This window comes from Paenibacillus sp. FSL P4-0127 (assembly GCF_038007325.1).
In the GTDB taxonomy this organism is placed as follows: domain Bacteria; phylum Bacillota; class Bacilli; order Paenibacillales; family Paenibacillaceae; genus Fontibacillus; species Fontibacillus macerans.
The window spans coordinates 1,355,857-1,368,974 of sequence record NZ_JBBOWY010000001.1; the positions used below are offsets into that span (position 1 = coordinate 1,355,857).

General features: G+C 51.7%; 13 protein-coding genes and 1 pseudogene. 9 read left to right on the forward strand and 5 right to left on the reverse strand.

The annotated features are described in order from the left end of the window. Positions 1–2: 2 nt before the first annotated feature. The 7 genes and pseudogenes from NYE74_RS05980 to NYE74_RS06010 all read left to right on the forward strand — a co-directional run. A pseudogene (locus tag NYE74_RS05980) lies at positions 3–341 on the forward strand (ArsR/SmtB family transcription factor); the annotation flags it as partial. 512 nt (positions 342–853) lie between these two features. Next, positions 854–1,831, forward strand: a complete 978-nt coding sequence (locus NYE74_RS05985; RefSeq protein ID WP_124332418.1) for an aldo/keto reductase — start codon at positions 854–856, stop codon at positions 1,829–1,831. 108 nt (positions 1,832–1,939) lie between these two features. Beyond that, entirely contained in the window at positions 1,940–2,800 is an 861-nt protein-coding gene (locus NYE74_RS05990; RefSeq protein ID WP_213509690.1) for a GNAT family N-acetyltransferase, read from the forward strand. A 72-nt stretch (positions 2,801–2,872) separates the two neighbouring features. Further along, positions 2,873–3,442, forward strand: coding sequence for a TetR/AcrR family transcriptional regulator (locus NYE74_RS05995; RefSeq protein WP_036619081.1), 570 nt, complete (start codon positions 2,873–2,875; stop codon positions 3,440–3,442). A 235-nt stretch (positions 3,443–3,677) separates the two neighbouring features. Then, a complete protein-coding gene (locus tag NYE74_RS06000; RefSeq protein ID WP_341004637.1) occupies positions 3,678–5,159 on the forward strand; it encodes an MDR family MFS transporter in 1,482 nt (493 codons plus the stop codon). Between the two features lie 233 nt (positions 5,160–5,392). Further along, entirely contained in the window at positions 5,393–5,917 is a 525-nt protein-coding gene (locus tag NYE74_RS06005; protein ID WP_341004639.1) for a hypothetical protein, read from the forward strand. A 224-nt stretch (positions 5,918–6,141) separates the two neighbouring features. Beyond that, on the forward strand, positions 6,142–7,551 hold the full coding sequence (locus NYE74_RS06010; protein ID WP_328273177.1) for a sensor domain-containing diguanylate cyclase: 1,410 nt from the start codon (positions 6,142–6,144) through the stop codon (positions 7,549–7,551). Positions 7,552–7,948: 397 nt separating this feature from the next. On the opposite strand, the gene NYE74_RS06015 is transcribed toward NYE74_RS06010, so the two are convergent. Continuing rightward, positions 7,949–9,124, reverse strand: a complete 1,176-nt coding sequence (locus NYE74_RS06015) for an IS256 family transposase (RefSeq protein ID WP_316561863.1) — start codon at positions 9,122–9,124, stop codon at positions 7,949–7,951. 313 nt (positions 9,125–9,437) lie between these two features. Next, positions 9,438–9,947 (reverse strand): hypothetical protein, encoded by a 510-nt coding sequence (locus NYE74_RS06020; protein WP_328271854.1) that lies wholly within the window; start codon positions 9,945–9,947, stop codon positions 9,438–9,440. A 181-nt stretch (positions 9,948–10,128) separates the two neighbouring features. Here NYE74_RS06020 and NYE74_RS06025 point away from each other — a divergent pair, with 181 nt between their 5' ends. After that, complete coding sequence (locus NYE74_RS06025; RefSeq protein WP_164815302.1) at positions 10,129–10,305, forward strand: hypothetical protein; 177 nt, start codon at positions 10,129–10,131, stop codon at positions 10,303–10,305. A gap of 434 nt (positions 10,306–10,739) precedes the next feature. Here the strand turns inward: NYE74_RS06025 and NYE74_RS06030 are convergent, their stop codons facing one another. Both NYE74_RS06030 and NYE74_RS06035 read right to left on the reverse strand, forming a co-directional pair. Then, positions 10,740–10,922 (reverse strand): hypothetical protein, encoded by a 183-nt coding sequence (locus NYE74_RS06030; protein WP_124332419.1) that lies wholly within the window; start codon positions 10,920–10,922, stop codon positions 10,740–10,742. Positions 10,923–10,954: 32 nt separating this feature from the next. Continuing rightward, on the reverse strand, positions 10,955–11,617 hold the full coding sequence (locus NYE74_RS06035) for a hypothetical protein (protein ID WP_124332420.1): 663 nt from the start codon (positions 11,615–11,617) through the stop codon (positions 10,955–10,957). A gap of 349 nt (positions 11,618–11,966) precedes the next feature. Between NYE74_RS06035 and NYE74_RS06040 the strand changes: the two genes are divergently transcribed. Then, positions 11,967–12,269, forward strand: coding sequence for a hypothetical protein (locus NYE74_RS06040; RefSeq protein WP_124332421.1), 303 nt, complete (start codon positions 11,967–11,969; stop codon positions 12,267–12,269). Positions 12,270–12,798: 529 nt separating this feature from the next. On the opposite strand, the gene NYE74_RS06045 is transcribed toward NYE74_RS06040, so the two are convergent. Then, complete coding sequence (locus tag NYE74_RS06045; protein WP_036619087.1) at positions 12,799–12,927, reverse strand: DUF4023 family protein; 129 nt, start codon at positions 12,925–12,927, stop codon at positions 12,799–12,801. Positions 12,928–13,118: the final 191 nt, after the last annotated feature.

Consider the following 13,118-nt stretch of genomic DNA (forward strand, 5'->3'; position numbering starts at 1 on the left):
CGATGGAGAGCGCTGCCGCGAAGCATGACGTGTTTCAGGCGATCGCCGATCCGACGCGCCGGGAAATGCTGCGTTTGCTCGGCGACCGGGAGCTGCCGCTCAAGGACATCAGCGGCCGCTTCCCGATGAGCCGCACGGCGGTCTCCAAGCATCTGCGCGTGTTGGCGGAGGCGGGGCTTGTCCACGAGCGCAAGGTAGGACGCGAGACGCGCTACCGGCTGGACGCCGACCCGCTGCTGGAGCTGAAGCGCTGGCTTGATTACTACGAACGCTTCTGGGAGAACAAGCTGTCCATGCTCAAGCATTACGTGGAATCCGAGCCGGGGCAATCGGCGGAAGGACTTAAGCTGGCGGAAACGAGCGAGTTTAAGCCGGGACAAGCAGAAGGGAAAAATCCAGGGACAGGCCAGGGGCAGGCGGAGGGACTTAAGCGCCGGTGCGCAGGGAAAGCGAATAAACGGGGCCGTACGCCGAAATAGCGGTAAAAAAGGGCGTTATTTTGACCGGACATGCGAAAGTGGCACGAATAGCGGAATTTTATGTCGCTAATCTTTGCAACTGCCTGTTGAGAGGCGGCAGAAAGGAAGGTCACTCTAGAAATAGAGACAAAAAATTCCGCTAAGGCCCGAAAATGAGGCGAAAAGGTGCGGATAGGGCCAAAAATTACCGCTATTTTTTGGAGAGGCAAGGGTTGCCGATAACAAGCACCGAAGGGTATCACAACAGAAACTCGAGCTTTTTACCGGTTCGGACTATGGTATATAATGGGTATGGACTTCATACACCTAGAAAGGTTTTGTGCAAACATGTCCGTTAGAGTCATGCTACCAAAACGCTTAAGGAGGTTGTAGTCATGAAGTATGCCAGTTTGGGAAGAACCGGGTTGAAGGTCAGCCGTCTTTGCCTGGGCACGATGAATTTCGGGCCGGCGACGGAGGAGCAGGAGGCGTTCAAAATTATGGACGCGGCCCTTGATGCCGGGGTCAATTTTTTTGATACGGCCAATGTGTACGGCGGCCCCGAACACCGCGGGCGGACCGAGGAAATCATCGGCCGCTGGTTCGCGCAGGGCGGAGGCCGCCGCGAGAAAGTGGTGCTGGCCACCAAGGTGTACGGCCCGATGGACGATCCTCTGGACGGCCCGAACGGAGAGGCCGGGTTGTCGGCTTATAAAATCCGCCGCCATCTGGAGGCTTCTTTGCGGCGGCTCGGTACGGATCATATCGAACTGTACCAAATGCATCATATCGACCGCAACGTCACGTGGGATGAGCTTTGGAACGCTTTTGACATCGCGCAGAAACGGGGGGAAATCGGCTATGTCGGCTCGAGCAACTTTGCCGCCCGGGATTTGGTCAAGGCTCAGTATGAAGCCAAGGCGCACGGGGCGCTGGGACTCGTCTCCGAGCAGCACAAATACAGCCTGCTATGCCGGCTGCCGGAGCTGGAAGTGCTGCCCGCGGCCGGAGAGTTGGGCATCGGCGTAATCCCCTGGAGCCCGCTGGACGGGGGCATACTCGGCGGCAATCTCAACCCGCAGCCGGGATCCCGCACCGAGAAGCAGGCCGAACGGGTCGAGAAGCTGCGCCCGCAGCTGGAGCGGTTCAACAGCCTGTGCAAAGAGCTGGGCGAATCCGCAGCCACGGTGGCCTTGGCCTGGACATTGGCCAATCCGGCCGTCACGGCGCCGATTATCGGGCCGCGTACGCTGCAGCAGTTCGAGGAGACGCTGCGCGTCGTCGATGTGGAGCTGAGCGAAGATACGCTGAAGGCGATCGACGAAATTTTTCCGGGCCCGGGCGGGGAGGCTCCGAAAGCGTACGCTTGGTAATCCGCGGTTTTCATAATATGCAAAAGGCAGTCGAACGATCGGCTGTCTTTTGTTTAGGCAAATAGCAGGCCCGCGCGTGTATGGAGAGTAGATTTTCGGAGGTGTGAAATGCTTCGTTATGCCAGAGGCTCCGAAGTGGGGACGGATGTATTGTTCGCCGCTTTTCGGCGCGGTTTTTCGGACTATATTATTCAATTCAAGCTGGACGAACCCGGCTTTGCGGCCAAATTTTTTGGCCCGGAGGGGAACCGGAGAGAGCATTCCTTCGTCGCGCTGGACGGGGAGAAGGCCGTTGGGATCGTTCTGGGCGGCGTCAAAATGTACGAATCGATCAAAACGATGCGCTGCGGGGCGCTGGCCGTAAGCCCGGAATACCGGGGGACAGGCGTAAGCGGCAAGCTGATGGACCTGCACCGCGAGGAGGCGGAAAAGGCGGGGTGCCGCCAGCTTTTTCTTGAAGTCATCGTCGGGAACGACAGGGCAATCTCTTTTTACCAAAAACGGGGGTACCGTAAAGTTTACGACCAGCACTATTATACGCTGACCGATGCGGCCAGGCTTGGCTCTCCGCCGGTCCCGGAGGGCTGCCGCTTGCGGCGGCTGGCGTTTGAGGAGTTTTCCGAGGCGGTTGACGCGCGCAGATATTTTCACGTGAACTGGCAAAATGACCTGGAATACCAGCAGCTTAGCGAGGGAAACGCGTACTTCGGCATCAGTCAAAACGATGAGCTGGCGGGGTGCCTGAGCGTAAACGTGTCCGGCAAAATCAGCATGCTGCTGGTGGATCGCCGTTATCGCGGCAGAGGGATCGCCACCTGCTTGCTGGCCGCCGCCCGCGATGAGCTGGGGATCGCCAAATTAACCGCGTCCACCCCGAGCAATGCGCTGCTGGAAGGTTTTTTGGAGCGGACCGGGTTTGTCCGGGAAAGTTTGCGTCAATATGAAATGTACCTGCCATTGGGGAGTTGACACTCCCCTCGGTTATCGTTTATGATGTAGACCGATTGGTCTAATCTTAGAATGAAAGGTACATGATGTTGGATGTCTACCCGCAATCACACCCGTCAAATACTGATCGAAACGACGGCAAAACTGCTGCAGAACCAGGGATATAACGCCACCGGGCTGAATCAGATCACGCAGCTGAGCGGCACACCCAAAGGATCGCTCTATTACCACTTCCCGGAGGGCAAGGAACAGCTTGCCTGCGAAGCCGTAAGCCATACAAAAAACGTTACGCTGGCCAACCTGCGTTCGGTTCTGGATTCGAAGGCGGATGCCACCCAAGCGGTTCAGGAGCTGCTTATGGTGCTTGCCGAACAGGTCGATCGCAAGAACGCGGAGCTCGGCATTCCGCTTGGCGTCATCGCCCATGAAACGGCGGGAAGCAACGAGAACATCCGGAAAGCCTGCTGCGGCGTATATAACGCCTGGATTGCCGAATTTGAAAACAAATTCGTCGCCTGCGGATACGCTCCTGAAGAAGCGAAGGAGATCGCCGTGTCGATCAATGCGCTGATCGAAGGCTCCATGATCATGTGCATGACCCAGCGGGACAGCGCCCCGCTACGAACGGCTGCCAAACTGGTGCCGCGCCTGCTCCAGGCGTAATGAACGAAAGGTGTAATGGATTGGCTAAAAAAGGACAGTGACAAATGCATTGGTAATACTTTAAATTTTATATATAGAACGGTCTAGAAAAACGGTTTCAACAAAAGATGAAAGGCGCTCACACCCCAAGGAAGGCCCTGGAAACATACAAATGATCTTGGACCCTCCTTGTTTATATATAAAAAATAAAAAGAGAACAATCCAATTCCGGATAGTATGGAGGTAACCGAAAAAAATGAATACAACAACGCTTAGCGCTGTCAAGGAGGCCAGTGTAGAAGGGATTAGGCGGCTGCCGATAACGATCGCCTTGATCATCGGGGCCTTTGTGTCCATTTTGAATGAAACCCTTCTGAACGTGGCTTATACGGATTTAATGCATGAGCTCGGGGTTGGAGCTTCTACGATACAATGGCTGTCGACCTCATATATGCTGGTGATCGGGATCCTCGTGCCGATTACGGCGCTGTTGATTCAGTGGTTTACGACGAGGCAAATGTTTTTGTCCGCAATGATTTTGTTTCTAATCGGTACCGTCGTTTGCGGGATTTCCCCGAATTTCGGGATGCTGCTGTTCGGGCGGGTGATTCAGGCCATTGGTACGGGCCTGCTGCTGCCGGTGATGATGAACACGATCCTGACGATTTACCCTCCCGAAAAAAGAGGAGCGGCCATGGGCACCATCGGTCTCGTCATCATGTTCGGCCCGGCGATCGGTCCGACGCTGTCCGGCCTGATTCTGGACGCCCTGAACTGGCGCTGGCTGTTCTTTTTGGTCGTGCCGCTGGCCCTGTTTTCCATCCTGTTTGGGGCCGTTTATCTGCGGAATGTTTCCGAGCCCACGAAGCCGCGGGTGGATCTGATTTCCATTCTGCTGTCTACGGCCGGCTTCGGCGGTATCGTTTACGGCTTCAGCCACGCCGGGGAAGGCGAAGGCTGGTCGAGCCCTATCGTCTACATCTGCCTGATTGTCGGATTCGTGGCACTTGCCTTATTTGTATGGCGCCAGCTGGTCGTCGCCGAGCCGACGCTCGATGTCCGCGTCTTTAAATATCCGATGTTCGCGTTGTCCGCCACGCTGCTGACGGTGATGATGATGACGCTGTTCTCCACGCTGATCCTGCTGCCGATGTATCTGCAGGGAGCGCTGCTGCTCGCGCCGTTTGTCGCCGGGCTGGTGCTGCTGCCGGGCGGGGTGATTAATGGCCTGATGTCTCCGGTGGCGGGCAGGCTGTTCGATAAATTCGGGCCGCGCGCGCTGATCACGCCGGGGCTGCTCATCGTCATCATTACGCTTTGGTTTATGCGCGGGCTGGAAACGACCACTCCTACCGGGGTCGTCATTGGTCTGCACATCGCGCTGCTCGTCGGCATCTCGCTGGTGATGATGCCGGGCCAAACGACCGGACTAAACCAGCTGCCGCGCCAGCTGTATCCGCACGGAACCGCGATCATGAACACGCTCCAGCAGGTATCCGGGGCGATCGGTACGGCGCTGTTCATCAGCATCTATTCCTCCGGCCAGGCCCGTTATCTGGCTTCTTCCGCCAATCCGAAGGACCCGGGGGAGCTGGCCCAGGCTTTGGTCAGCGGCCTGCACAGCGCTTTTACCATCTCGATGTTTGTCGGCGTCATCGCCCTCATTCTCGGTTTGTTTTTGCGCCGGACACAAGCGCCGGCGGAAGCACACGGTTCCGGGGCGAAGCAAGGCTCTTAATCCTTGGCTTCACGCCGGTTTACCCAGATCTGCCCGCGGGATCATCTTAGAATGGTCCTGCGGGCAGCTTTTTGCGTTTAAGAGGCTGCATACGCGCACTTTAAACAATTTGTAACCCGTTTTAACTTTGCTGTGACCCTTTTTCGCAGCAGCCGTCATATAATGAACGTGTAAGGCATATTAGTAAGCTTGAATGCTGAATTTGTGCTGACAGGGAAAGGCGGACCCGAAACATGAGAAATTGGTTTGTAGCAGTGCTTCCTTTGTTGTTGATCGTTGCGTTGCCCCCGTTTGCCGCATCCGGTTCCTTGGTGCCCGGAACGCAGGCAATTTCCGGACCCATGCAGGGCCCTCATACGGTTACCGTGTATGTGAACCGGCTCGAACTGGGCCCCCGGGGCGGTACCCTCGCCGCAGATCCGATTCTTTGGTACGAGGGGGAAGAGGCGGCAGCCGCGTTCGCCGAGCATGAGCCGGACGCGGGGATTGACGGACCGCCGGACGGTTACTACATCGTGAATGACGTCAAAGAGACGGTGGAGTATCCGGTAGCGAAAAATGCCGAAGTGCTGATGCAGATTTACGATCGCACCGGGCGGATCGAGGACATTCAAGTCAAATGGAACGAGCCGGTAAGCCTGGAGAAGTTCGGCCGGCTGTTTGGCGACAACGATTTGATCGATTTAAGCCGGTTTCCGTACCACCTTACCATTGAAGGCGGGCAAGTGGTGCGGATCGTTCAACAGTTTATCCCTTAGGAACAAAAACTCATGACGCGGGTTGCGGGGAATCTTAACACTCTGGACCCGCGTTTTTTTAGTTCTTCTCGATTAAAAACGGAAACGCGATGCCGCTGCATAAAATTAACGTATTCCACATTTTATACTTTGTAGTATAATAATTCCTTAGGCATAGTTCTTTATACCCACGCGAAATTCCCAGCGAAGTCTGCTGCTGACTGCAAAGCAAAAAGGTGGTAGAAATGAGTAGAGATGCCAAACTGATTCATCAAAAAAACGTATGGATGCTGGTGCTGCTGGGTTGTTTCTTTGCGGCAGGCCTGTTCATGAACATATTGATCAACCGGAACGCCATGGCGGTTCAGCCGCTGCTTGGCTTCGTCCTGCTGCTCATTTTGGCCGGCTTCGTTTGGAACGGGCGCTGGCCGACGGCCACGATGCTGCTTGCGATCTTTCTGCTGTTTATCTATCTTTTCGTTGTAATATGGAACGAGCGTTCTTTTACTAGTTATATCTTTCTTGGACTGCTGCCGCTGCTGAGCCTGTTTTATCAAAATTACACGGCCGTGTCGCTGGCGGGCGCGCTTTATTTGTCCTCGGGGGTGTACTTCTTCTACAAGCTGCAAAATACGATGTTTGCCGAAAGCACCAACCTGTCCGATACGGCTTACATCGCCGCATACGGAGTGCTCATTCTGACGTTTTCCCTTATTACTACCATGATTACCAGAAAATTGTCAGATCGGGCGGAGCACAGCGAAGGGCGGCTCAAGGCGATCCTTGAAAGCGTCTCCGTCGGCATTTGGACCTATGATTTTGGCGAGATGAAGCTGACGGTTTCCGACGGATTTGAGCAGATAACCGGGTATCCCGCTAGCTTATTTGAGCAGTCCCCGGAGCGGATCACGGATATGATTCATCCGGAGGATCAGCACATGTTTTTCGAGTCCCAACAGGAAATGATTCTCGGCCGGACAAGCTCGGTGAAGGAATGCCGGATTCTGCGGCCGGACGGCGAGGTGAGATGGATTCAAAGCCGGGGCACGCCTTATTTTAATGCCATGGGCCATCTCGTTCGTCTGGAGGGGATCATTATCGAAGTTACGGACCGGAAACAGCTGGAGGAAACGGTTCATTATCTGGCGTACCATGATGAACTTACCGGCCTGCCCAACCGGACAAAGTTCGGGGAGAAGTTTGCGGAATGCGTGAGCAAAGGGGACTATCCCCTGGCGCTGCTGTTCCTTGATCTGAACAATTTCAAGGACGTTAATGATACATACGGACATGAGGCCGGAGATCATCTGTTGAAGGAAATTGCCGTCAAATTGTCCTCCCTGATCCGGGAAAACGATATGGTTTGCCGTATGGGCGGCGATGAATTTGTCATCCTGCTGACCCATCTGGACACCGATGGCGTCTTGAAAGTGGTGGAGCGGATTCTGGCCAACCTGTCCGAAGGCTGCGAGTACCGGGGCGTTCGGCTCGGCATCTCGGCCAGCGTCGGCGTCAGCTTCTCCCCGGACGGCGGCAGCAGCCTGGAGGAGATGCTCCGGCAGGCGGACGCCACGATGTATGACGCCAAGCGGGGAACAACGGGCGCTTACCGGTTTTACGGTGACAGGCGGAACGAAACCGAACGCGTCCGGTAGGTATAGGTAATACCTGAAGCATTGTTGCGTAAGCTTTGTGCCAATGGCAAACGGCCCTAGTAGAATGATCCGGAAATAATATGGCTTATCTGCGGACAGGGGCCATGGATCACTTTGTTCTATGATTAGTCTTGTACTCAGTATCGTCCCCCATAAAATAGAGGAACTTTTGGGCCTTATATTTCGATGAACGGTCGAAAGGCGGTAGCGTCAAGAGTTTTGTGTAAATATCTTTTAGGGTTTGAAGTAGGGTATCCATTGGGACAATGGATATCATTGGTTTTCAAGCTTCAGGGGGATCCCCCCCCTGAAAAATTTCCCTTTCATTTCCAGTTGTCAAAGTGTCCTTGTTATCTGTGCTTCGTGTGCCACGCCTGGCTAACGCGACTGCATCGGTTCAGGCCTGGGGATATTTTTCGTCAAACATTTTTTTGAGCGCTTGCTGGGTTTTTGCATCCGCGAATCCACGCAACACCCGGCTGCTCCAGCGTTCGTTATAGGAGAGAGCCTCCAGATAAATAATTTTCTCCGCTGCATCCATGTTCGTCAAACTGTTCATGGGCCGCAGCCGCTTGCGGATTTCCTTGTTTGTTCGCTCGATGGGGTTCGAGGTGTAAATGGCATAGTGGATCATCGTTGGGAAATCGTAAAAGCGAAGGAGGACCGGTAACTCGTTCTCCCACGACGCGAGCTCCTTCGGATAGATCTTGCCCCACTTGGCTTGCACGAGGTCGAAGTTGGCCATGGCGACATCGCGATCCATGGCGTTGTAAATCGTCTTCATGTCCGTCACGAAATCCGCTTTGTCCTTATCGCGGATTTTCGGTAGCGTGTTACGCATTTTATGAGTGATGCAACGCTGGACACCGGCCTGCGGATACGTTTCCCGGAAGGCCTCCTCCAGTCCCGCTAAGCCATCGAATACGCCCAGCAGCACCTCGTGCGCGCCACGTTTGTAGAGGTCTCGCAGGACATCCCGCCACCCGTTGGCGCTTTCTTTGCCGCCAATGCTGAAGCTAAGGATCTCACGGTGTCCGGCCTCATCGACACCCATGGCAATATAGATGACTTCGCTGGCGACGGACTGACGCTTGAGCTTCACGTACATCCCGTCCAGATAGATGACCGCATAACGCTTGGCCAGCGGTCGAGCCTGCCAGGCCGCAACGTCTTCCAGCACCGTGCTCGTGATGTTGCTCACGGTCGTTGGCGAGTACTGGGCGCCAAACATTTTTTCGATGAAGGTGGCGATGTCTCTTGTGCTCATCCCACCCTTGTACATGTGAATGACCGTGTCCTCTAGCCAAGCTTCCCGCCGCTGGTAAGGCGCGAACAATTCCGTCTGAAAGTCGCCTTGGCGATCCCGCGGCACTTGCAGATCCGGAATCACTCCGTGCCGGGTTTCCCAGCTCCTGCTGTAATATCCGTTGCGGCTGTTTGCCACTTCCGGGTGCTCTACTTGTAAGTAATTTTTAATTTCCTCCTTTAAAAGAGTTTCAATTTTTTCTTTTAGAAAACTTTGCATTGTATTTTCGAGTTGTTCTGCGAACGAGTTTTGTTGTATAGTTGTCATTGAGTAGGGTTCCTCCTTGGTGACTTCGACAATCCCAAGCATACCCTACTTTTTTGTCGTTTGATAGACTAACCCGTCCTTACACAACTTATTTTACGCCATCCGAAAGGCGGCCTTTCGCTACTAAATCGTGAAAATAGCGCCATAAAATTCCTCTATTTCACGCAACATGGGGGATATCGCTGAAATAGCGCCCTTCCATCATGCTAACGTTATTTCCAGAATCGTCTACTAGTACCGCCGAAAGCGAACAAACGCTTCCCCCGAGTGATTCGGAAGAAGCGTCCTGTACGGAAAGCAGATCAGCTTTTGTTTACAGCCGTCTTTTTGGGGCGAGCATCACGCCGGCGCCGATGGCGATGAGCGCGATCGCCAGCACCGGTTGGCCGAAGATCAGGCGGTTATACAAGTTGCCGAGCGAAAAGACGGCAAAAAACAGCAGCGACAGCACGGTCAAAATGTTGATCGGAATGAGCAGATATCTGTTGCGGTCGCTGAACCAGTAGAACTCGAACAGGCCGACGGCCGGAGCCAAAATGAAGCCGGGCCACAGGTATTGCCAGCTGTCGAAGAGAGTGGCGAGCTGGCAGACGAGGCCTGCCGTGAACAAAATGCCGCCGGGAATAAGCAGCCCCGTTGCTCTCCGGTCCGTCATCGAGAAGTACATCCAGTGGAAAAACAGCCCGACCGGAATGACGAACAGGGTTGGCCAGAACTGGCCGAAGATCGTGCCCGCGCTGACCGCTTCCTTGCGGAAAAAGAGCAGACAAATGCCGATCAGCACAAGCGCCGGTCCGATTAATGATTTTTTATTCAAATTCATACCAAGGTCTCCTTTGCCTATGTATTCATTATCTACAGCATACAATAAAATCGCCGCCCGGTTCTTCGGACTCTGGGGAAGTTGTGAACTGGACTTAGGTCCAGTCAGAGTATAAAAACAGCCAATAAAAGACACGCTAACGCTAGAAACGAGTAATTCGGATGAATAGGAGGGTACTCACTTGGCAAACGAGAAAAACCGCGGGCGGCAAGCCGGCAACGGCAGCAGCAACGGGCAAAATGATACGACCGGAGACGGCGGAGAACGCCGCAACGGACGCCTCGCCCAAATCAAAAACCACAGCACGACGGGCGTGGGGCCGCTGGATGAGTATATTAGCGGAAACGACAAGAACTAAGGATCACCTCTGGCTTGAAAACAGCTTTTGCCGGGTTGAAACAAAAAGAGGTAGGCCTTTGATTAGAAGGTGCTATCTCTTTTTTTGTATCGATCTTCGGAGCCAAAAATCCAAATTTACGAGCTTACAGACGCCGATTGCTCAAAATGAGCAATCGGTAACAGTTTGGACATCCCTGCATGATTCATCAATCTATGATCATTGATGAACTCATCAACCAGTATTACCAACTTCATGAACGGAACATAAAAAAGCCGATTGCCTAAACAATCGACTTAGGGGCGAGAAACTTTTGCCGGGTTGCTCGCCCCTTTATTTTAACAGATAATGAAAGCGCTGATCATTAACTATTTTTGAGCCGTATAGTTTGCTTAGAAATGAATACAGCCATGATCCATTTGAATCATGGCTGTTGCATGGGGGAACCACAAGCTCTATCTAAAGTATAAGAAAAGAAGAAGTCCTACAATGATGATTATGGTGGTCAAACAACCGCCCTTTGCTAAGGCATTCCAATCACCGATTTCAGCACGATTCATCGAATCAGCAAAATTGATGAAGGGCTTGCGTTTATACTCTTCAAACTTATCCTTTTCTTGTTTTTCCCAGTTGTCCATTGCAATCCCCCCATAATTATGTGTGTAGCTCTTTAAATTCTTACATGCACTTCAATATTATAATATGCAGTCATTCCATTAACCCGTATGGTTGCCCATGAGTCTGCGCCTGTACCAGAGTATGCGGTGCTAGGATAATATTGAACGTATCCCCAATTAGGGGAATAGTTAAACGTGTTAGATGAAGGATTCTTTTTCACCGTTTTTCCTGCAGTGATGGAGTCTGCTCTATAGATCACTTCTCGATCTGTAATATAATACAACGAGCTTTCGGGAGTCCATCCTCCGGATACCGTTTGTAAATCAATAAGGTCACCCTTCTTGTCATAGGTAACTGTAATTCTTGCTGTTGCCCCCACTTCGGATTTTGAACCTCCTTGTGAAGATTGGGGCGTAATCCCTGAAGACGGTTGTTCGCTACTTGGGACATAGTAGGTAACCTTGTATGACTTAGTGATGTAGCCATTATCTGATGTGCGATTAAGTGAATAATTGTTCGGCTCTTCTTCAATAACAGCTTGAACGGATTCATTAGGATCACTACTCTTTATGGAAGCTTCGATGGTAGCTCCACCGTCAATAGATTGAACGGTTACGGAGCCTTCGTCGACATTACTTTTAGCATAAGAGGTGGGAGTTGATATAACCAGCGGGACTACAAGAACAGCTAATAAAATCGATACGAGCTTTTTCATCTTGTTCCTCCTTGAAATGGTTTTTTTGGTTATACACGGTTGTTTTTAAAAACAGATTCCCAACGTCAAATCATAGTCTTTTGAGATATTGTTAAGATTAATCACCACCATTCTGATAAATTAAGGGGTAGATTAATTTTTCTTATTCCATTATAAGGAATTAGTATTGAATTTTCAAGGGAAATTGAAATATTTTTCAAATAATTGAGTGATAATCCAGAATTGGTCTTTTTGTAAAGGGGAGCACAGAAGATGAAGGACGTGCGTTTACTGCGGTTCAGCGGTTGAGCCGGTTGGCACGAGGTTTTATTGCTATTTTTGCGGCATGGAAGTGTTCAAGGATGATGTGATGGACGATGGAAAAAGAAGGGATATCCCTATTGAAGAAGTGGTATTTCTTGCTGCTGCTAAGCAATCAACATCCGAGCTTCTAAAGAAGGACAGCTATTTTTTAACGGTACTTTTGCAACTGGTGAGGCAGGAGCGTAAGCTTACGTACAATCTGCTGCGGGTAATTAATAAAGGAGCTGCGTTGCAGCCTGGCTTCGAGGAAGGGCAGCGAGAGGTCGGCAAGACGTATCAATATTGGACAAGGAAAGCATGGATCATCGAGAATATATTGCGGGATCGGGTCGGTTATTATCCGGCTTAAAATTACAGATACAATGCTTACTAGTAGAATGATCCGGAAATAATATGGCTTATCTGCGGACAGGGGCCATGGATCACTTTGTTCTATATTAGTCATGTGCTCAATATCGTCCTCCATAAAATAGAGGAACTTTAGGGTCTTATTTTTCGAATTTGAGCCTATTCATCACCATAGGGGAACTTTAAGGTCTTATTTTCGATGAGCAGGTCGAAAGTCGGCCTTTCGCCACTAAATCATGAAAATAGCGCCATAAAATTCTTCTATTTCACGCAACATGGGGGATATCGCGGAAATAGCGCCCTTTTTTTCCTTTATGTTGTCACCCGAGATCTTCAATAGACTCATTTTGCCGTTTTCTCAAGCCTTCATTTACCATGATGTTAACGTTATTTCCAGAATCGTCGGAATATGATAAAGCAAGGAAGGCGCGTCCTCCAAAGCTTAGCAAGAAAGCCGCTGCACAGCGCACTGTGGGCGGCTTTTATAATGGGACAAATTACCCCTATGATCCGGTTGACACCATAGACTCTTACTTCTGCGTGCCGTGCTGTTTCGTCGGCAGTTGGCCGGCGGGGTTGCCTTTGCCGCGCTGTTTGTTTTTCTCCTGCTTTTCCTGCTGATCATGCACCTTTTCCACGAATTCGTGCAGATTTTCCATAGCTAGCGTCGACTCCTTTATTAAAGATATATGCTTCCCGTGATACTATGCCCCGTTTGGGTGCCTTTCATCACGTTAGGGTTGACAGTCCGGAAAATGAGACGATATAATTCAATTTAATTGATAATGAATATCATTATCAAAAATGTCCTGCCGGCAGTGGTCAAACTTGAACTTCCTCCCGGCCAGAG